This window comes from Kitasatospora sp. NPDC034533, assembly GCF_055575155.1.
Window position 1 is genome coordinate 68,356 of record NZ_JBVITE010000020.1, and the last position, 19,698, is coordinate 88,053.

Consider the following 19,698-nt stretch of genomic DNA (forward strand, 5'->3'; position numbering starts at 1 on the left):
TCGTCCTACTTGTCGATGTCGCCGACCACGAAGAACATCGACCCGAGGATCGCCACCATGTCCGCGACCAGCGTCCCCGGCAGCAGCTCCGTCAGCGCCTGGATGTTGTTGAAGGAGGCCGAGCGCAGCTTGAGCCGCCACGGCGTCTTGTCGCCGCGCGAGACCAGGTAGTAGCCGTTGATCCCGAGCGGGTTCTCGGTCCACGCGTAGGTGCTGCCCTCGGGTGCCTTGAGCACCTTGGGCAGCCGCTGGTTGACCGGGCCGGGCGGCAGCTCGGCGAGCTTGTCGAGGCAGGCGTCGGCGAGGTCCAGCGAGTTGAGGGTCTGCTCCAGCAGGCACTCGAAGCGGGCCAGGCAGTCGCCCTCCTCGCGGGTGACCACGGTGAGCACCCGGCGCAGCTCCTCGGTGCCGTACGCGAGGTAGGGCTCGTCCCGGCGCAGGTCGAGGTCGAGGCCGCTGGCGCGGGCGATCGGGCCGCTGACGCCGTACGCCTCGGCCTGCGCCCGGGTGAGGACGCCGACGCCGGCGGTGCGGGCGCGGAAGATCTCGTTGCCGAGGACGAGGTCCTCGAAGACCGGCAGCTGGGAGCGCACGGTGGCGACGGCGGTGCGGACCCGGCCGAGCCAGCCGGCCGGGAGGTCCTCCTTGAGGCCGCCGACCCGGTTGAACATGTAGTGCATCCGGCCGCCGGAGGCCTCCTCCAGCACGTGCTGGAGGTCCTCGCGGCCGTTGAAGGCGTGGAAGACCGGGGTGATCCCGCCCAGCTCCAGCGGGTACGAGCCGAGGAACATCAGGTGGTTGAGCACCCGGTTGAGCTCGGCGAGCAGGGTGCGGACCCACACCGCCCGCTCCGGGACCTCCATGCCGAGCATCCGCTCGACGGCCATCACGACACCGAGCTCGTTGGAGAAGGCGGAGAGCCAGTCGTGCCGGTTCGCCAGCATGATGATCTGCCGGTAGTCACGGGCCTCGAACAGCTTCTCCGCGCCCCGGTGCATGTAGCCGATCACCGGTTCGGCGGTGACGATGCGCTCACCGTCCAGCAGCAGCCGCAGCCGCAGCACGCCGTGCGTGGCCGGGTGCTGCGGGCCGATGTTGAGCACCATGTCGGTGGTGCCCGCCGTGCTGGTGAAGTTCTCGGCGCCCGCTCCGATGCCGACCGTGGTCTCCCTCATGGCCCCACAGTCTCCCATCCCGGCAGGTCCGCCAAGCCCACGGCCCTTCCCCCCGTCCCGAGGGGCGGCATCCGGACGGCCTGGAGCAGCCACCCGAAGGCGCCCAGCCCGGACGGGTCGGTCAGCTCGGCCGCCTCCCCCGCCTCGCTCAGCGCCCGCAGGTACCCCACCGGGTCGCTGGAGGCGAGCGCGAGCGCCGGGCGCGCGCCACTCACGCCGAGCGCGCGCAGCGCCTCCCGCTGCGTCGTCCACAGGCTGTGGAGACCGGGCACGGCGATCGAGTCCAGTGCCACGTGCGTGGTGACGTCGCAGGAGCCGTCCGGCACCGGCACGACCTCCCGGCCGTCCCGGAAGCCGGTGCGGGTGCCGAACGGCGGACGCCGGTCCGCCGTGTGCCCGTAGTCGACGGCGACGGCCAGCCCGCGCTCCAGCCCGGCCACGGCCCATGCCCAGGCGGTGTCCCGGGGGCCGCCGAACTCCACGCGCTCGCCGGGCCGTTCGGCCGGCCACCAGCGGGCGGCCCAGGCCGAGTCCGCCGCCGAGACCGGCCCGCCGAGGCGCTCCTCGCCGGTCACGGTGTCCACCTCGACGTAGCGCAGCACCCCGTCCTCGTCCACCTCCCCGGTGTCCAGCGGCACGTTGTCCAGCCACTCGTTGGCGAACAGCAGCCCGGTGACGCCGCGCGGCGGCTCGTCCGTCCACAGGACTGTGGACGGAAGACCGGCCGGCCGGTCGGCGATCTCCACGCCGTACGGACGCAGCCGCGCCAGCACCGGCGCGGGCAGCTCGGCCAGGACGCCGGTGAGCAGTTCGCCCCGCCCGGCCCCGACGTCGACCAGGGCCAGCTCCTCCGGACGGCCGAGGGCCTCGTCCACCTCCAGCAGCAGCCGGGCCACCGCGCGGGCGAACCCGGGCGAGGCGTGCACCGAGGTGCGGAAGTGCCCGGCCGGGCCCTCCGGCCTGCGGTAGAAGCCGCGCTCGGGGTCGTACAGGGCCCGTTCCACGGCCGGCGCCCACCGCATCCACGTCATGGGGCGGGACGCTACCCGGCCGCAGGGGCCGCTCCCAACCGGCGCCCGCCTCGGGGGCGCCCCTCCCAGGTGGGTGAGGTTCCTCTCCGACCTACGGAGTAGTACGGATCGCCCTACCGGCGGACATGGGCATGCGAAGCGACTGCCTACGCTGGAGACGTGCATCGACTCAACGCCTGGCTCCGCCGTCACCCCATGGTGGTCGACGCCGCCTGGGCGGCGATCGTGCTGTTCTTCGGCCTGGTGCCGGACGGCGGCCCCACGGGGGGCGGCTGGCGCACGGGCGCCTCGATCGTGATCGCGGTGCTGCTGCCGCTGCTGATGGTCTTCCGGCGCCGCCACCCCGACGTCACCGTGCCCGCCGCGACCGCCATCGGCGTCGGCCAGGTGCTCGCGGACGTCGAACCGGGCGGCTCCGCGATCGCCTACCTGGTCTTCGCCTACACCGGCGCCGCGTTCGGCCGGAAGTGGACCTCCCGGCTGGCGCTGGCGGCCGGCCTGTCCGCCGGGCCGCTGGTCTTCTGGCAGATGGAGCCGGTGCGGACGGTCGTCGACGCGGCGAACGACATCCACACCCGCCCGTACGGCTTCGGCGAGGCGGCGATGCTCACGCTGCTGATGAGCACGCCGTTCATCCTCTGCTGGGCCTGGGGCCGGCTCACCCGGGTCCGCCGCGCCTACCTCACCGAACTCGAAGACCGCGCCGCCCGACTCGAACGCGAACGCGACGCCCAAGCCAAAGTCGCCGTCGCCGCCGAACGCGCCCGCATCGCCCGCGAACTCCACGACGTCGTCGCCCACAACGTCTCCGTCATGATCGTCCAAGCCGACGGCGCCGCCTACGTCCTCGACAACTCCCCCCACCAAGCCAAAGAAGCACTCGCCACCATCGCCTCCACCGGCCGCCAGGCACTCGTCGAAATGCGCCGCCTCCTCGGCGTCCTGCGCACCGCCGACACCACCACCGAGGAATACGTCCCCCAACCCGGCGTCGAAGAACTCCCCGAACTCCTCGAACAAGTCCGCACCGCCGGACTCGACGTCGACTACGCCACCTCCGGCCACCCCCGCGAACTCCCCCGCGGCGTCGAACTCACCGTCTACCGCATCGTCCAGGAAGCCCTCACCAACGTCCGCAAACACGGCGGCCCCCACGCCCACGCCCGCGTCGCCGTCGACTTCGGCGAACGCGAACTCGCCGTCCTCGTCGAAGACGACGGACGCGGCACCACCACCGACCAGCTCACCGGCGGCGCCGACGGCCTCGGCCACGGCCTCATCGGCATGCGCGAACGCGTCGGCATGGTCAGCGGCAGCCTCGACGTCGGCCCCCGCCCCGGCGGCGGCTTCCGCATCCGCGCCGTCCTCCCCCTCAAGACGGCCCACTAGTCACGGCCCAGGCACGGCCTGGCCCCGTCCACCCCCGTCCAAGGGAGTCCCACCTTGACCATCCGCGTGATGCTCGTCGACGACCAGGAACTGCTGCGCACCGGTTTCCGGATGATCCTCCAGTCACAGGGCGACATCGAGATCACCGCCGAGGCGGGCGACGGCGCGCAGGCCCTGGAGAAGCTGCGGCACACCGAGGTGGACGTGATCCTGATGGACGTCCGGATGCCGCGGCTGGACGGCGTGCAGGCGACCCGCCGGATCTGCCTGGCGGAGGACGGCAGCCCGCTCCCGGACGCCCCGCACGTGCTCATCCTCACCACCTTCGACCTGGACGAGTACGCCTTCGCCGCGCTCAAGGCCGGCGCCAGCGGCTTCCTGCTCAAGGACGTCCCGCCGACCGAGCTGGTGGCCGCGATCCGCGCGGTGCACGGCGGGGACGCGGTGGTCGCCCCGACCACCACGCGCCGGATGATCGACCGCTTCGCCGAGGTGCTGCCCACCCCGCACAGCGCGCCCGGCTCGGACGTCATCGGCCCGCTGACCGAGCGCGAGCGGGAGGTGTTCCTGCTGGTCGCCCAGGGGCTGTCGAACGGCGAGATCGCGGCCCGGCTGGTGCTCTCCGAGGCCACCGTGAAGACCCACGTCGGCCGGATCCTGGCCAAGCTCGGCCTGCGCGACCGGGTGCAGGCGGTGGTGCTGGCGTACGAGGCCGGGCTGATCCGGGCCGGGGCCTCCGACTGACCCCGCCCGTACACTGGGGCGGTACGTCCGGTACCCACAGGTGGACCGGAACGGTCATTCAGGACAAGGGTGGGCGCGTGAGCGAGCGCAGCGAGCGAACCATCGAGAGGCGCGCGTGGGCGAATGCCCCTGCCGAGCGCAGCGAGGCGGGCGCATGAGTTCGTCCGACTTCGCCGACTTCGCCGGCCTCGCCCCGCTCGGCGATCCCAGCGACCCCGGGAACCGCCCGGCCCGGCTGGCCGTCGGGGTGGTCGGCACCGGCCGGGTCGGCCCCGCGCTGGGCGCCGCCCTCCAACTCGCCGGGCACACCGTGGTCGCCGCCTCCGGGGTGTCCACCGCCTCCCGCCGCCGCGCCGAGGCGCTGCTGCCGGGCGTGCGGATCGTCACCCCGCCGCAGGTGCTGGCCGCCGCGGACCTGGTGCTGCTGACCGTCCCGGACGACGCGCTGGCCGACCTGGTGGCCGGGCTGGCCGCCACCGGCGCGGTCCGCCCCGGCCAGCTGCTGGTGCACACCTCCGGCGCGCACGGCGTCGCCGTCCTGGAGCCCGCCACCCGGGCCGGGGCGCTGCCGCTGGCCCTGCACCCGGCGATGACCTTCACCGGCACCTCGGTGGACCTGGCCCGGCTGGCCGGCTGCCCGTTCGGCGTGACCGCCCCCGAGGAGCTGCGGCCGGTCGCCGAGGCCCTGGTGGTGGAGATGGGCGGCGAGCCCGAGTGGGTGCCCGAGGAGGTCCGCCCGCTCTACCACACCGCCCTCGCGCACGGCGCGAACCACCTGGTCACCCTGGTCGCTCAGGCGATGGAGCTGCTCCGCACGGCCGGCGTCGCCGAGCCCGGCCGGATGCTCGGCCCGCTGCTGGGCGCCGCCCTGGACAACAGCCTGCGCTCCGGCGACGCGGCCCTCACCGGCCCGGTCGCCCGGGGCGACCAGGGCACCGTACGGCGCCACCTGGCGCAGCTCAGTACGGTGTCCCCGGACATCCCGGCGGCCTACCGGGCGATGGCCCGCGCCACCGCGCAGCGGGCGCTCGCCAACGGGACGATCGACGAAACGTCGGCGGCTGCGCTGCTGGACGTACTGAACGAGGAGAAGCGGTAGATGGCACGCGGTAAGCAGTCGAACAAGCCCCAGCGGACGCCGAAGGTCCACCGGGCCGTCCTGACCCGCACGGTGGACGACTTCGAGGCCGCGTTCTGGCCGGACGAGCAGCCGGTCGACAACGCCGTCGTGATGACCATGGGCGCGCTGCACGAGGGCCACGCCGCGCTGATCCGGGCCGCCCGCAAGCAGGTCGGCCGGGACGGCCGGGTCGCCGTGACGGTCTTCGTCAACCCGCTCCAGTTCGGCCCGACCGAGGACCTGGAGCGCTACCCGCGCACCCTCGACGCCGACGTGAAGCTGGCCGAGGAGAACGGCGCCGACGTGGTCTTCGCGCCGTCCGTCGAGGAGGTCTACCCGAACGGCGAGCCGCAGGTGCGCATCGTGGCCGGCCCGATGGGCGAGCGCTACGAGGGCGCCACCCGGCCCGGCCACTTCGACGGCGTGCTGACGGTGGTCGCCAAGCTGCTGCACATCACCGACCCGGACTTCGCCTTCTTCGGCGAGAAGGACGCCCAGCAGCTGGCGATCATCCGGCGGATGGTCGCCGACCTGGACTTCGACGTCGAGATCGTCGGTGTGCCGACCGTCCGCGAGGAGGACGGCCTGGCGCTGTCCTCGCGCAACCGCTACCTCTCGGCGGAGGAGCGCGAGCGCGCGCTCGCCCTGTCCAGGGCCCTGTTCGCCGGCCGGGACGCCGGCGCGAAGGGCCCGAAGGCCGTCCGCGAGGCCGCCTCGGCCGCCCTGGACGGCGCCGAGGGCATCACCCTGGACTACCTCGCCCTGATCGACCCGCACGACTTCTCCGAGGCGGCGGACGACTTCCAGGGCGAGGCCGTGCTGGCCGTCGCCGCGAAGGTGGGCGCGACCCGCCTGATCGACAACGTCCACGTCATCGTCCGCTGAAGCACCGGCCGCAGGAACACCGGCCGCTGAAGCACCGGCGCCGGAACCCCCGGCCGCCGGAACCCGGCAAGACCCCCTTCAGGCATGCACTCACAGGAGGCGTGACCCGCAATGCTCCGCACCATGCTCAAGTCCAAGATCCACCGGGCCACCGTGACCCAGGCCGACCTGCACTACGTCGGCTCCGTCACGGTGGACGAGGACCTGCTCGACGCCGCCGACCTGCTCCCCGGCGAGCTGGTCCACATCGTCGACATCGACAACGGCGCCCGGCTGGAGACCTACACCATCGCCGGCCCGCGAGGCTCCGGCGTGATCGGCATCAACGGCGCCGCCGCCCGGCTGGTCCACCCGGGCGACCTGGTCATACTCATCGCCTACGGGCAGATGGACACGGCCGAGGCCAAGGCCTACGAGCCGAAGATCGTCTTCGTGGACGGGCAGAACCGGATCACCTCCCTGGGCGGGAACCCTGCCGAAGCACCCGAGGGCAGCGGACTGCTGCGCGGGGACGCGGCGTACCGTGACGGCAACGGCGCGGCCGACGCCGCCTCGCGCTGAAGGAGCCCACCCCCATGTCCAAGCACCGCCTCACCGCCCCGGCCCCCGGCTGGACCGCCACCACCGACGTGGTCGTGGTCGGCTCCGGCATCGCCGGCCTCACCGTCGCCCTCAACGTCCGCAAGGCCGGCCTGCGGGCCATGGTGGTCACCAAGGCGGTGTTGGACGAGGGCTCCACCCGCTGGGCCCAGGGCGGCATAGCCGCCGCCCTGGGCGAGGGGGACACCCCGGAGCAGCACCTGGACGACACCCTGGTGGCCGGCGCCGGCATCTGCGACGAGGAGGCCGTCCGCACCCTGGTCACCGAGGGCCCGGACGCCGTCCGCCGGCTGATCGCGGTCGGCGCCGCCTTCGACCGCGACGAGGACGGCGAGATCCTCCTCACCCGCGAGGGCGGCCACCACCGCCACCGGATCGTGCACGCCGGCGGGGACGCCACCGGCGCGGAGGTCTCCCGCGCCCTGGTCGCCGCCGTCCGCAGCGACCCTGACCTCGAACTGATCGAGCACGCGCTCGTCCTCGACCTGCTGACGGACGCCGAAGGCCACGCCGCCGGCCTCACCCTGCACGTGATGGGCGAGGGCCAGCGCGACGGCGTCGGCGCCGTCCGGGCCCGCGCGGTGGTGCTCGCCACCGGCGGCCTGGGCCAGGTCTTCTCCGCCACCACCAACCCGGCCGTCTCCACCGGCGACGGCGTGGCCCTGGCCCTGCGGGCCGGCGCCGAGGCCGCCGACCTGGAGTTCGTCCAGTTCCACCCGACCGTGCTCTGGCTCGGCCCGGACGCCGCGGGCCAGCAGCCGCTGGTCTCCGAGGCCGTGCGCGGCGAGGGCGCCCACCTGGTGGACGCCGACGGCGTGCGCTTCATGGTCGGGCAGCACGAGCTGGCCGAACTCGCCCCGCGCGACATCGTCGCCAAGGCGATCACCCGGCGCATGCAGGAGCGGGACACCGACCACATGTACCTGGACGGGCGGCACTTCGGCGCCGAGATGTGGGAGCACCGCTTCCCCACCATCCTGGCCTCCTGCCGCTCCCACGGCATCGACCCGGTCACCGAGCCGATCCCGATCGCCCCGGCCTCGCACCACGCCGCCGGCGGCGTCCGCACCGACCGGCACGGCCGCACCTCCGTCCCCGGCCTGTACGCCTGCGGCGAGGTCGCCTGCACCGGTGTGCACGGCGCCAACCGGCTGGCCTCCAACTCCCTGCTGGAGGGCCTGGTCTTCGCCGAGCGGATCGCCGCCGACCTGGCCGCGCGCCACGCGGCGGGCGAACTGCCCGAGCGCACCGTCGACGTCTCCGCCGCGCGGGCCGCCCGGCCGGTGCCGCTGCCGGCCTCCGAGGCGCGCGCCGAGATCCAGCGGCTGATGTCGCGCGGCGCGGGCGTCCTGCGCTCGGCCGCCTCGCTGGCCGACGCCGCGGCCGGACTGACGCTGCTCGCCGAGCAGGCCCGCTGCCACGTGGCCGAGGATAAGCCGGCCGACCCCCGGGTGGAGACCTGGGAGGCCGCCAACCTGCTGCTGGTCGCCACCGCCCTGGTCGCGGCCGCCGCGCAGCGCGAGGAGACCCGTGGCGGCCACTGGCGGGAGGACTTCCCCGACCGGGACGACGCCCACTGGCGGCGCCACCTGATCACGACCCTGGCCGCCTCCGGCGACCCCGTCAGCACCCCCGAGGAGCAGTAGGACCATGACCCACGCGCACGAGGAACTCCCCCTGGCCGACCAGAGCGGCGGCTGCGGCGACGGCTGTGCCTGCGGGGACGGCGAGGGCTACGAGACCGGCCTGGACCCGCAGCTCGCCGAGCTGCTGGAGGAGGCCGGGCTGGACCCGATCGAGGTCGAGGACATCGCCACCCTGGCGCTGGCCGAGGACCTGGCCGGCGGCGAGGACGTCACCTCGGTGGCGACCGTGCCCGCCGAGGCCGTCGCGACCGCCGACTTCACCGCCCGCCGGGCCGGCGTGGTGGCCGGGCTGCGGGTCGCCGAGGCCGTCGTCTCGCTGGTCTGCGAGGAGGAGTTCGAGGTCGAGCGGCACGTCGAGGACGGCGACCGGGTGGCGGCCGGCCAGGTGCTGCTCTCGGTCCGCTCCCGCACCCGCGACCTGCTGACCGCCGAGCGCAGCGCGCTCAACCTGCTCTGCCACCTGTCCGGCATCGCGACCGCGACCCGCGCCTGGGCGGACGCCCTGGAGGGCACCGGCGCGGTGGTCCGGGACACCCGCAAGACCACCCCGGGCCTGCGCGCGCTGGAGAAGTTCGCGGTGCGCTGCGGCGGCGGCGCCAACCACCGGATGGCGCTCTCGGACGCCGCGCTGGTGAAGGACAACCACGTGGTCGCGGCCGGCGGCGTGGCCGAGGCCTTCCGGGCCGTCCGGGCCGCGTACCCGGAGCTGCCGGTCGAGGTCGAGGTGGACTCCCTGGAGCAGATCCCGCCGGTGCTGGAGGCCGGGGCGGACCTGATCCTGCTGGACAACTTCACCGTCGACCAGCTGAAGGAGGCCGTCGCGCTGGTGGCCGGCCGGGCGAAGCTGGAGGCCTCCGGCGGACTGACCCTGGCCGACGCGCGCGAGGTCGCCCAGACTGGTGTCGACTACCTGGCCGTGGGCGCGCTCACCCACTCCTCGCCGGTCCTGGACATCGGCCTGGACCTGCGCGCCTGACCGTCAGGTCGAGCACAGACCCGTCCCGACTCGCAGAAAGCGGCCCATGCTCCTCACCATCGACGTCGGCAACACCCAGACCACGCTCGGCCTGTTCGACGGCGAGGACGTGGTGGAACACTGGCGGATCTCCACCGATCCGCGCCGCACGGCCGATGAACTGGCCGTGCTGCTCCAGGGGTTGATGGGGAACCACACCGCGGTCCGGGAGGCCGTGGTGGAGGGGCTGGCGATCTGCTCCTCCGTCCCCGCCGTGCTCCACGAGCTCCGCGAGGTGACCCGCCGCTACTACGGCGACGTCCCCGCGGTGATCGTGGAGCCCGGCGTGAAGACCGGGGTGCACGTCCTGATGGACAACCCCAAGGAGGTCGGCGCGGACCGGATCGTCAACGCGCTGGCCGCCAACCACCTGTACGGCGGCCCGTGCATCGTGGTCGACTTCGGCACCGCCACCACCTTCGACGCCGTCAACGCCCGCGGCGACTACGTCGGCGGCGCGATCGCCCCCGGCATCGAGATCTCGGTCGAGGCGCTCGGCGTCCGCGGCGCCCAGCTGCGCAAGATCGAGCTGGCCCGCCCGCGCAACGTGATCGGGAAGAACACCGTCGAGGGCATGCAGTCCGGCATCCTCTACGGCTTCGCCGGGCAGGTCGACGGCCTGGTCGAGCGGATGGCCCGGGAGCTGGCCAAGGACCCGGACGACGTCCAGGTGATCGCCACCGGCGGCCTCGCGCCCCTGGTCCTCGGCGAGGCCACCACCATCGACGTGCACGAGCCCTGGCTGACCCTGATCGGCCTGCGCCTGGTGTACGAGCGCAACCGGCCCGCCGTCGGCTGAGCGGCGTTCAGCGGCCGGGGGGCGGGAAGGCCGGCAGGGTGACCGGGCCGGTCGGCAGGGCGCCTCCCGTGGGGCCATCGACCACCACCGTCCCCCCCGGCAAGCCCTGCCCCGGCACGGCGGGCGTCGGGCCGGTCGGCAGGGCGGACGAGGCGGTCGGGGGGACCGGCTTCCACGACCCCTCGACGAACACGCCGCCGCCCGCGCTCCTGGTCTCGCCCGGCGCGACGGTCACCATCGCCCTCCCCTCCGGCAATGCCTCCACGACCTGCTTCCAGCGCGGGTCCTTCACCACGGCGGCGAGCTGGTCCGGCGTCAGCGGCGGGTCGGTGCGGGTGATCGGAGCGCTCCGGTCCTGCGGGTTGCGGTTCCACTCCTCAAGCAGCATCTGGTAGCCGTGCCCGGTCAGCAGGGCGGACCACATCTTCGAGCCGACCGGTTCTCCGTCCCGGGTGGCGGCCTGGTAGAGGCGCAGGCGACCTCCGTCCGGGAGGTCCGTCTCGGTGCAGGCGTCACCGCCGGTCGCCACGGACGGGCAGCTCTCGGCCGCCCCTCCGAAGCGCATGATCCAGAACAGGTACTGCACCTGGCCGTGGCCGTCGTCCAGCTGCAGCCGCAGCTGCGGGGTGCCGCTCTCGGTGCCCCTGGCCTCGCCCACCTCCACGGCGCCCTGCGGCAGCAGCTCGGTGAGCATCTTCAGGAACTCCGGGCCGCTGACCGGGGCGGCGGCGCTCGGCGATCCGCCCGGCGACGCGCCGGCCGCCACCGTGCCGGGCCCGGGCGGCAGGCCGCCGACCGCGGCCGTGCCCGCCCCGACCAGGGCCAGCGCGAGGGCGGTGCCCGCCACCGCTCCGGCCCGCCGCCGGCGGCGCAGTCGGCGGCCGTGCGACCAGCCGGTGTCGACCAGCCGGGCGGCCTCGGTGTCGAAGGCCCCGCCGGCCGCGGCGATGGCCTCGGTGAAGGCCCGCTCGAACCGCTCGTCGGGCCCGTCGTGTTCTGTGGACATGCTGAACCAGCCTCTCTGCCAAGTGGGTCGGAATGTCGTGCGCGGCGCCGGCTCAGCGCTCGGCGAGTTCCCCGATGCCGTCGCCGAGGACGGCCCGGATCCGGCCGAGGGCGCGGAACGCCTGGATCCGGACGGCCCCCGGGGTGCTGCGCAGGATCCCGGCGGTCTCCTCGACGCTGTGGTCCTCCCAGTAGCGCAGCACCAGCACCGCCCGGTCGCGCGGCGCGAGCCGGCCGAGCGCGTCCAGCAGGGTCAGCCGCAGTTCCGGGTCGCCCTGCGGGGCCGCGCCGTCCGGCACCGCGTCGACCGGCCGCTCGCCGCTGGAGCGGCGGCCTCGGTGCGACAGGAAGGCCCGCACCAGCACGGTGTGGGCGTACCCCGCCGGGTTGTCGATCCGGGGCTTGGAGGCGAACCAGGAGGTGCGGTGCCACTGGACGTAGACCCGCCCCAGGGTCTCCTGCACCAGGTCCTCGGCGAGGTGGGTGTCCCCGCCGGTGAGCAGGCAGGCGGACCGGTAGAGCGGGCGGGCCCGGGAGGCCGCGAAGGCCTGGAAGTCCTCGTCCCGCCGACGGCCCCGGGCCGCCTTCTCCTGACCGTCCGATCGCATCCTGCCCGGCCCCCTCGCTCGCTCTCCCCTGACACCTGGATGACCAGGTGCGCCCGGGGCGGCGTTACGGGCGGAGGCGAAACGCTTCTTCGCCGAGCCGGAACGCGAGTGGTTCGGCCGCGACGCTACCGACAAATCGGATATTCCTCACGTAGTGTCAGCCCATGCCTACGCCACACGGATCGCGCGGCGGCATGGCCTTCAGCGCCGACGAAGTCCGCGTGCTGCGCCGCGCCCTCGCCCAAGCCCTGCACCCCGCCGTCCCCGTCCACCTCCAGGGGCCCGACCGGCCGGCCTTCGCCGGAGCGGGCGCCGAACTCTGGGCGGAGGACGTCCAGGACGCGCTGCGCCTGACCGAGGCGATCGACGAGGCCGTCCAGGAGGGCGGCCGCCTGCGCGCCTTCCTGCTCGACGACCTCGGACGCTACCGCTCCGCCCTGCCCGGCAGCGCCCCCGGCTACCTGGACCGGCTGGAGGAGGCGGTGTCCGACGGCTACCTGCCCGGGCCGGAGGACCTCACCGCCCTGCGCGGGCTGAGCCGCCAGCCCTGCGGCCACGGCGAGCGGGCCCGCCGCTCCCGGCTGGCCGGGCGCTGCCACGCGCTGGCCGAGGCCGCCGTGCGCGAGCGGCTCGCCCTCACCAGCGCCCAGCACCGCCACCTGGTGGCCGTACCGAGCCCCGCCGCACCGCCGAACAGTCACCTCAACCCTGTAGGAGGACGGACCACCATGAGCAGCACCGACTCCCGCCCGGAGCAGCCCGCCCCCGCGCAGAACCCGCCCCGCCCGCACCGGATGCCCACCCCCGCCGAGCTGTTCGGCCGCCGCCCCAAGCCCCCGGCCCGCCCCGCTCCGCCGGCCGAGCCGGGCCCGGAGGACGTCGAGCTCGCCACCGGCACCGGCTGAGCCGCCCGTGCCCGTTCCGGGGGAGGCCGCGCCGGCGGCCTCCCCCGGCGCCGTCCCGGCGTCATCCCGGCGCGGAGCACCGTGTGTGGCTGGCTACCCTTGTGGGGTGAGCGATCAGAGCCTTGTTCCCGCGTCCGACGACCTTCCCGAGCAGATGCGCGTCCGGCGCGAGAAGCTGGACCGGCTCCGGGCGGCCGGTGTCGACCCGTACCCGGTCGGATTCCCCCGCACCACCACCATCGCGGACCTGCGTGCCAAGCACCCCGACCTGGAGCCGGACACCGCGACCGGCGAGCGGGTCGGCGTCACCGGCCGCGTGATCCTCTCCCGCACCGGCGGCAAGCTCTGCTTCGCCACCCTGCGCGACGGCACCGGCGACCTCCAGGTGATGTTCTCCCTGGACAAGCTGGGCGCCGAGCGGCTGGCGGCCTGGAAGGCCGACATCGACCTCGGCGACCAGGTCGGCGTCGAGGGCGAGGTGATCACCTCCAAGCGCGGCGAGCTGTCCGTGATGGTGGACCGCTGGGAGCTCACCGCCAAGTGCCTGCGCCCGCTGCCGGACAAGCACAAGGGCCTGACCGACCCGGAGGCCCGGGTCCGCCAGCGCTACGTGGACCTGATCGTCAACCCCGAGGCCCGCGAGATCCTGCACCTGCGCAGCAAGGTCGTCCGCTCGATCCGCCGCACCTACGAGGACAACGGCTACATCGAGGTCGAGACCCCGATGCTCCAGCCGGTGCACGGCGGCGCCAACGCGCGCCCGTTCAAGACGCACATCAACGCGTACGACATCGACCTCTACATGCGCATCGCCCCCGAGCTGTACCTCAAGCGGCTGGTGGTCGGCGGCGCCGAGAAGGTCTTCGAGATCAACCGCAACTTCCGCAACGAGGGCGCGGACTCCACCCACAACCCGGAGTTCACCTCGCTGGAGTCGTACGAGGCCTACGGCGACTACGACACCCAGGCCGCGCTGATCCGCGAGACGATCATCAACGCGGCGCGGGACGCGCTGGGCACCACCGTGATCAAGGGCGTGGACGCGCACGGCGTCGAGCACGAGATCGACCTGGCCGAGCCGTGGGAGGAGGTCCGGGTCTACCCGGGCATCTCCGCCCGCCTGGGCACCGAGGTCACCCCTGAGACCGGCGTCGAGGAGCTGCGCGCGCTGGCCACCGAGCACGGCATCCCGTTCGAGAAGGAGTGGGGCCACGGCCAGATCGTGCTGGAGATGGTCGAGCGCCTGCTGGAGGAGAACGCCGTCCGGCCGACCTTCATCAAGGACTACCCGACCGAGGTCTCCCCGCTGACCCGCCAGCACCGCTCGCAGCCCGGCGTGGCCGAGAAGTGGGACCTGGTGATCTTCGGGACCGAGATCGGCACCGCCTACTCCGAGCTGGTCGACCCGGTCGAGCAGCGCGCCCGCCTCACCGCCCAGTCGCTGCTGGCGGCCGGCGGCGACGTCGAGGCGATGCAGGTGGACGAGGACTTCCTGCGCGCCCTGGAGTACGCGATGCCCCCGACCGGCGGCCTCGGCCTCGGCGTGGACCGCCTGATCATGCTGCTGACCGGCAAGAACATCCGGGAGACGGTGCTCTTCCCGCTGGTGAAGCCGGAGCCGAAGGCTTCCGCCGCGACGGCGGAGAAGACCGAGGAGGAGTGACCTGATGGACTACGTCAGCGCGATCGTGCCACCGCTGGTCATGGCGATCGGCTTCGGGTTCCTGGTGCGGGCCATCGTCCGCAGCCAGGGCGGGGCCCAGCGCGCCAAGGAAGACCTCGACTGACCCGCCGCCGTTCCGTACGACCACCGCGCCGCCATTCCCGATTCCCGGGGGTGGCGGCGCGCCGGTTTGGCGCACTTCACAAGATTTGCCCCATTCACTCCCTATCCTGGCCGCACTATGGTCCGGCAACTCGGCGAACTTGAGAACGCCATCATGACCCGGGTCTGGCAGTGGAACCGACCGGTGACGGTTCGCGAGGTTCTCCTGGATCTGCGGTCGGAACGCGAAATCGCGTACACCACGGTGATGACCGTCCTGGACAAGCTCCACAGAAAGGGCTGGCTGCGCCGCGAGCGGGTCGGCCGGGCCTATCGATATGAACCCGTCTCCTCGCGCGAGGCGTACACGGCCGCTCTGATGAACGACGCCTGGGCCACCAGTGACAATCCGGCGGCGGCCCTGGTGCACTTCTTCGGCCTGATGTCGCCCGAGCAACGCGAAGCGCTCCGGGACGCGTTGCGGGTGGCCGCGCTGTTCCCGTCCGATCCGGCCGCCCCGGATTCCGCGGACCCGGGATCCGATACCGGCGGGACGGAACCGGGATCGGCGCGATAACGTCCCGACCATGGAGGTCACCATCCGCCGGGCGCGGACCACGGACGTTCGGGCAGTACGCAGGCTCATCGACGACTACGCGCGGCACGGCATTCTGCTGGACAAGCCCACAGTCACACTGTTCGAATCCGTCCAGGAGTTCTGGGTCGCGGAACGCGACGACGATGGCACGGTGGTGGCCTGCGGCGCGCTGCACGTGATGTGGGAGGACCTCGCCGAGGTCCGCACGCTCGCGGTGGATCCGGCCGTCCGCGGCTCCGGGATCGGGCACCTGCTGCTGGAGAAGCTGGTGCAGACGGCACGGTGGCTGGGCGTCCGTCGGATTTTCTGCTTGACGTTCGAGGTCGCCTTCTTCGCGAAACACGGTTTCGTCGAGATCGGCGAGCTCCAGGAAACCGATGATGGTACGACAGACCCGGCGGCGATCGCTACGGATGTCTATGAAGAACTCCTCCGCTCGTACGATGAAGGCGTCGCCGAGTTCCTCGACCTGGAGCGCGTGAAGCCCAACACTCTGGGCAACTCGCGCATGCTGCTGCACCTCTGAGCCGCTCCATCGGGGTCAAGGGTTTGTGTTTTCCGGAGAAAGGCGCTTTCCTTTCCTTAGGCAATGGGTCGTTTAGCGGAAAGGGAAGCCCGTGGCACAGAGGGTGCAGGTCATTCTTGAAGACGATCTCGACGGCGGTTCGGCGGACGAGACGGTGACGTTCGCGCTCGACGGCGTTGCCTACGAGATCGACCTGAAGAGCGCCAACGCGGACAAGCTCCGCGGTCTGCTGGCGCCGTACGTGGAGAAGGGGCGCAAGCAGAGCGGCCGGCTCGCCGGCGCCCGCCGCCCGGGCCGCGGCGGTGCGGCGCGTCCGTCCGGCGGTGCGCCGGACACCGCCAAGATCCGCGCCTGGGCCAAGGAGCAGGGCATGGACGTCAACGACCGCGGCCGGGTGCCGAGCAACGTCCGCGAGGCGTACGAGCAGGCCAACGCGTCCTGATCCCGGCGCCGCAGGCCCGCCGGAGCGGATGCGGGGCCCCGGCGGCCGGACACGGCGCCGCGCTGACACGCACGGGGCGCGGAGGAGGCTCCTCCGCGCCCCGCGGCGCGCGCCCCGGCCCGGGAACGGGCCTCCGTCCGGGCCGGCCTCCGAGCCGCCGGAACGGGCCGCCGGAACAGGCCGCCGCCCTGGCCCTGGCCGGGCCGCCGCTCGGGCGGCGGAACAATCACCGGCTGTGCAACGCTGTAAGGGCGAAGCGGTAACGCCGACACCACCGGGTCGGCCCACCGGCCACTCGGCCACCGTCCAACCGCCGCCGCCACGGCCCGACTTCTCGCCAGGCGAACACCGCCACCGCGGAAACTGCGCGAGAACCACCCCGACACCGGGTATGAATGCAGGTGGACGGGTTCTTCGGCCCGTCCAGGGGCAGTACGTGCGACCGGCCGGCCGGTTCCGGCCGCGCCCCGGCGGCACGTGTTCGCCGATGGCGTAGCGGAATCCGGTGCATCCGGCCCACCTGTGGGAACACCGATTCCCAGCATCAGGTTGGGATTGGTGTCGGCTGGTCGCGCAGCATCTCGCTCCTCTACCGGGGAGTGAATCCGTGGGCCGCGCCGCTGAGCGGGACTAGCATGCGGAAGGACAGGGCGGGGACGGACCCCGAACTGCCCGACCGCTCTGAGGAGCGATAAACGATGTTCGAGAGGTTCACCGACCGCGCGCGGCGGGTTGTCGTCCTGGCTCAGGAAGAAGCCCGGATGCTCAACCACAACTACATCGGCACCGAGCACATCCTCCTGGGTCTGATCCACGAGGGCGAGGGCGTCGCCGCCAAGGCCCTGGAGAGCCTCGGGATTTCTCTTGAGGCCGTTCGCCAGCAGGTCGAGGAGATCATCGGCCAGGGCCAGCAGGCCCCGTCCGGTCACATTCCCTTCACCCCCCGGGCGAAGAAGGTCCTGGAGCTGTCGCTCCGCGAGGCCCTTCAGCTCGGCCACAACTACATCGGCACCGAGCACATCCTGCTCGGCCTGATCCGCGAGGGCGAGGGCGTCGCCGCCCAGGTCCTGGTGAAGCTGGGCGCCGACCTCAACCGGGTGCGCCAGCAGGTCATCCAGCTGCTCTCCGGCTACCAGACCGGCGGCGGCAAGGAGTCGGCGACGGCCGGCGGGCCCGCCGAGGGCACCCCGTCGACCTCGCTGGTCCTGGACCAGTTCGGCCGCAACCTCACCCAGGCCGCCCGCGAGGCCAAGCTCGACCCGGTCATCGGGCGCGAGAAGGAGATCGAGCGGGTCATGCAGGTGCTGTCCCGCCGCACCAAGAACAACCCGGTGCTGATCGGTGAGCCCGGCGTCGGCAAGACCGCCGTGGTCGAGGGCCTGGCGCAGGCGATCGTCAAGGGCGAGGTCCCGGAGACGCTCAAGGACAAGCAGCTCTACACGCTGGACCTCGGCGCCCTGGTGGCCGGCTCGCGCTACCGCGGCGACTTCGAGGAGCGCCTGAAGAAGGTGCTCAAGGAGATCCGCACCCGCGGCGACATCATCCTGTTCATCGACGAGCTGCACACCCTGGTCGGCGCGGGCGCCGCCGAGGGCGCCATCGACGCCGCCAGCATCCTCAAGCCGATGCTGGCCCGCGGCGAGCTCCAGACCATCGGTGCCACCACGCTGGACGAGTACCGCAAGCACCTGGAGAAGGACGCCGCGCTGGAGCGCCGCTTCCAGCCGATCCAGGTCGCGGAGCCGTCGCTGCCCCACACCATCGAGATCCTCAAGGGTCTGCGCGACCGCTACGAGGCCCACCACCGGGTCTCCATCACGGACGCCGCCCTGGTCGCCGCCGCCACCCTGGCCGACCGGTACATCTCGGACCGCTTCCTGCCGGACAAGGCGATCGACCTGATCGACGAGGCCGGTTCCCGGATGCGCATCCGCCGGATGACCGCGCCGCCGGACCTGCGCGAGTTCGACGAGAAGATCGCCGACGTGCGCCGCGAGAAGGAGAGCGCGATCGACGCGCAGGACTTCGAGAAGGCCGCGTCCCTGCGCGACGACGAGAAGCAGCTCCTCCAGGCCAAGGCCAAGCGCGAGAAGGAGTGGAAGGCCGGCGACATGGACGTCGTCGCGGAGGTCAACGAGGAGCTCATCGCCGAGGTCCTGGCCACCGCCACCGGCATCCCGGTCTTCAAGCTGACCGAGGAGGAGACGTCCCGCCTGCTGCGCATGGAGGACGAGCTGCACAAGCGCGTCATCGGCCAGAAGGACGCCATCAAGGCGCTCTCCCAGGCCATCCGGCGCACCCGTGCGGGCCTCAAGGACCCGAAGCGCCCCGGCGGTTCGTTCATCTTCGCCGGTCCGTCCGGCGTCGGTAAGACCGAGCTGTCCAAGACGCTGGCGGAGTTCCTGTTCGGCGACGAGGACGCGCTGATCGCGCTCGACATGTCCGAGTTCTCCGAGAAGCACACCGTCTCCCGGCTGTTCGGCTCCCCGCCCGGATACGTGGGCTACGAGGAGGGCGGCCAGCTGACGGAGAAGGTCCGCCGCAAGCCGTTCTCGGTCGTCCTCTTCGACGAGGTCGAGAAGGCCCACCCGGACATCTTCAACTCGCTGCTGCAGATCCTGGAGGACGGTCGCCTGACCGACTCCCAGGGCCGCGTGGTCGACTTCAAGAACACCGTCATCATCATGACGACCAACCTCGGCACCCGGGACATCTCGAAGGGCTTCAACCTCGGCTTCGCGGCCGCGGGTGACACCCAGACCGGGTACGAGCGGATGAAGGCGAAGGTCGGCGAGGAGCTCAAGCAGCACTTCCGCCCCGAGTTCCTGAACCGCGTCGACGACATCGTGGTGTTCCACCAGCTGTCCGAGGACGACATCATCCAGATCGTCGACCTCATGATCGCCAAGGTGGACGAGCGGCTCAAGGACAAGGACATGGGCCTGGAGCTCAGCGTCGAGGCCAAGAAGCTGCTGGCCAAGCGCGGCTACGACCCGATCCTGGGTGCCCGTCCGCTGCGCCGCACCATCCAGCGCGACATCGAGGACCACCTCTCCGAGAAGATCCTCTTCGGTGAGCTGCGGGCCGGCCACATCGTCGTCGTCGACGTCGAGGGCGAGGGCAAGGACGCCAAGTTCACCTTCCGCGGCGAGGAGAAGTCGGCCGTCGCGGACACCCCGGCCGCGGTCGCCTCGTCCGGTCCGGACCTGACGAAGTAGCCAACTTTTAACAGACAACTTCACAGCCACCGAGCCCCCGGCGTTCGCGCCGGGGGCTCGGCGCGTCCCGGCCCGGACCGAGCCGGAACGGTATCGACCGAGACGGCTGGCCTCCGCTCTGGAAGGTGCGGGTGCGCCCCGTTTCTCAGTAACGTTTAACCACCATACGGTTGACAGATGGTCAGCTGATGGGAAGTCGCGGAGGATAGCGCCGTGACCATGTCACG

At 72.6% G+C, this 19,698-nt stretch carries 18 protein-coding genes; 14 read left to right on the plus strand and 4 right to left on the minus strand.

Annotation, left to right across the window (positions count from 1 at the left end):
- Window positions 1–5: 5 nt before the first annotated feature.
- Complete coding sequence (locus tag ACZ55U_RS17000) at window positions 6–1,175, minus strand: NADH-quinone oxidoreductase subunit D (protein WP_465526909.1); 1,170 nt, start codon at window positions 1,173–1,175, stop codon at window positions 6–8.
- Window positions 1,172–2,206: an SAM-dependent methyltransferase gene (locus tag ACZ55U_RS17005; RefSeq protein ID WP_465526910.1), complete on the minus strand. Its 1,035-nt coding sequence runs from the start codon at window positions 2,204–2,206 to the stop codon at window positions 1,172–1,174. Before ACZ55U_RS17005 ends, ACZ55U_RS17000 begins: the two co-directional genes overlap by 4 nt.
- 159 nt (window positions 2,207–2,365) lie before the next feature.
- Between ACZ55U_RS17005 and ACZ55U_RS17010 the strand changes: the two genes are divergently transcribed.
- From ACZ55U_RS17010 to ACZ55U_RS17045, 8 genes are all read left to right on the plus strand, one after another.
- Window positions 2,366–3,595 carry a sensor histidine kinase gene (locus ACZ55U_RS17010; RefSeq protein WP_465526911.1) on the plus strand — a complete coding sequence of 410 codons (1,230 nt, stop codon included), beginning with the start codon at window positions 2,366–2,368 and terminating at the stop codon, window positions 3,593–3,595.
- A gap of 54 nt (window positions 3,596–3,649) precedes the next feature.
- Window positions 3,650–4,339 (plus strand): response regulator, encoded by a 690-nt coding sequence (locus ACZ55U_RS17015; RefSeq protein WP_465526912.1) that lies wholly within the window; start codon window positions 3,650–3,652, stop codon window positions 4,337–4,339.
- Between the two features lie 154 nt (window positions 4,340–4,493).
- The gene (locus ACZ55U_RS17020) at window positions 4,494–5,438 is read left to right on the plus strand and encodes a Rossmann-like and DUF2520 domain-containing protein (protein ID WP_465526913.1); all 945 of its coding nucleotides are present in this window, start codon (window positions 4,494–4,496) and stop codon (window positions 5,436–5,438) included.
- Window positions 5,439–6,344 carry a pantoate--beta-alanine ligase gene (gene panC, locus ACZ55U_RS17025; protein ID WP_465526914.1) on the plus strand — a complete coding sequence of 302 codons (906 nt, stop codon included), beginning with the start codon at window positions 5,439–5,441 and terminating at the stop codon, window positions 6,342–6,344.
- A 111-nt stretch (window positions 6,345–6,455) separates the two neighbouring features.
- Window positions 6,456–6,905, plus strand: coding sequence for an aspartate 1-decarboxylase (gene panD, locus ACZ55U_RS17030; protein WP_465526915.1), 450 nt, complete (start codon window positions 6,456–6,458; stop codon window positions 6,903–6,905).
- A gap of 14 nt (window positions 6,906–6,919) precedes the next feature.
- On the plus strand, window positions 6,920–8,590 hold the full coding sequence (locus ACZ55U_RS17035) for an L-aspartate oxidase (protein ID WP_465526916.1): 1,671 nt from the start codon (window positions 6,920–6,922) through the stop codon (window positions 8,588–8,590).
- Between the two features lie 4 nt (window positions 8,591–8,594).
- The gene (gene nadC, locus ACZ55U_RS17040) at window positions 8,595–9,566 is read left to right on the plus strand and encodes a carboxylating nicotinate-nucleotide diphosphorylase (RefSeq protein WP_465526917.1); all 972 of its coding nucleotides are present in this window, start codon (window positions 8,595–8,597) and stop codon (window positions 9,564–9,566) included.
- 46 nt (window positions 9,567–9,612) lie between these two features.
- Window positions 9,613–10,404 (plus strand): type III pantothenate kinase, encoded by a 792-nt coding sequence (locus ACZ55U_RS17045; RefSeq protein WP_465526918.1) that lies wholly within the window; start codon window positions 9,613–9,615, stop codon window positions 10,402–10,404.
- A gap of 7 nt (window positions 10,405–10,411) precedes the next feature.
- Here the strand turns inward: ACZ55U_RS17045 and ACZ55U_RS17050 are convergent, their stop codons facing one another.
- Both ACZ55U_RS17050 and ACZ55U_RS17055 read right to left on the minus strand, forming a co-directional pair.
- Window positions 10,412–11,410, minus strand: coding sequence for a hypothetical protein (locus ACZ55U_RS17050; protein ID WP_465526919.1), 999 nt, complete (start codon window positions 11,408–11,410; stop codon window positions 10,412–10,414).
- Window positions 11,411–11,462: 52 nt separating this feature from the next.
- Window positions 11,463–12,017 carry a SigE family RNA polymerase sigma factor gene (locus ACZ55U_RS17055; RefSeq protein ID WP_465526920.1) on the minus strand — a complete coding sequence of 185 codons (555 nt, stop codon included), beginning with the start codon at window positions 12,015–12,017 and terminating at the stop codon, window positions 11,463–11,465.
- A gap of 164 nt (window positions 12,018–12,181) precedes the next feature.
- On the opposite strand from ACZ55U_RS17055, the gene ACZ55U_RS17060 reads away from it, so the two are divergent.
- The 6 genes from ACZ55U_RS17060 to ACZ55U_RS17085 all read left to right on the plus strand — a co-directional run bounded on the left by ACZ55U_RS17060 (window position 12,182) and on the right by ACZ55U_RS17085 (window position 19,471).
- Window positions 12,182–12,922 carry a hypothetical protein gene (locus ACZ55U_RS17060; RefSeq protein ID WP_465526921.1) on the plus strand — a complete coding sequence of 247 codons (741 nt, stop codon included), beginning with the start codon at window positions 12,182–12,184 and terminating at the stop codon, window positions 12,920–12,922.
- A 106-nt stretch (window positions 12,923–13,028) separates the two neighbouring features.
- Complete coding sequence (gene lysX / locus ACZ55U_RS17065) at window positions 13,029–14,585, plus strand: bifunctional lysylphosphatidylglycerol synthetase/lysine--tRNA ligase LysX (protein WP_465526922.1); 1,557 nt, start codon at window positions 13,029–13,031, stop codon at window positions 14,583–14,585.
- Between the two features lie 241 nt (window positions 14,586–14,826).
- Window positions 14,827–15,264, plus strand: coding sequence for a BlaI/MecI/CopY family transcriptional regulator (locus tag ACZ55U_RS17070; RefSeq protein WP_465526923.1), 438 nt, complete (start codon window positions 14,827–14,829; stop codon window positions 15,262–15,264).
- Between the two features lie 10 nt (window positions 15,265–15,274).
- The gene (locus tag ACZ55U_RS17075; RefSeq protein WP_465526924.1) at window positions 15,275–15,811 is read left to right on the plus strand and encodes an amino-acid N-acetyltransferase; all 537 of its coding nucleotides are present in this window, start codon (window positions 15,275–15,277) and stop codon (window positions 15,809–15,811) included.
- Between the two features lie 91 nt (window positions 15,812–15,902).
- The gene (locus tag ACZ55U_RS17080) at window positions 15,903–16,253 is read left to right on the plus strand and encodes a histone-like nucleoid-structuring protein Lsr2 (RefSeq protein ID WP_380732954.1); all 351 of its coding nucleotides are present in this window, start codon (window positions 15,903–15,905) and stop codon (window positions 16,251–16,253) included.
- 698 nt (window positions 16,254–16,951) lie between these two features.
- The gene (locus ACZ55U_RS17085) at window positions 16,952–19,471 is read left to right on the plus strand and encodes an ATP-dependent Clp protease ATP-binding subunit (RefSeq protein ID WP_465526925.1); all 2,520 of its coding nucleotides are present in this window, start codon (window positions 16,952–16,954) and stop codon (window positions 19,469–19,471) included.
- Window positions 19,472–19,698: the final 227 nt, after the last annotated feature.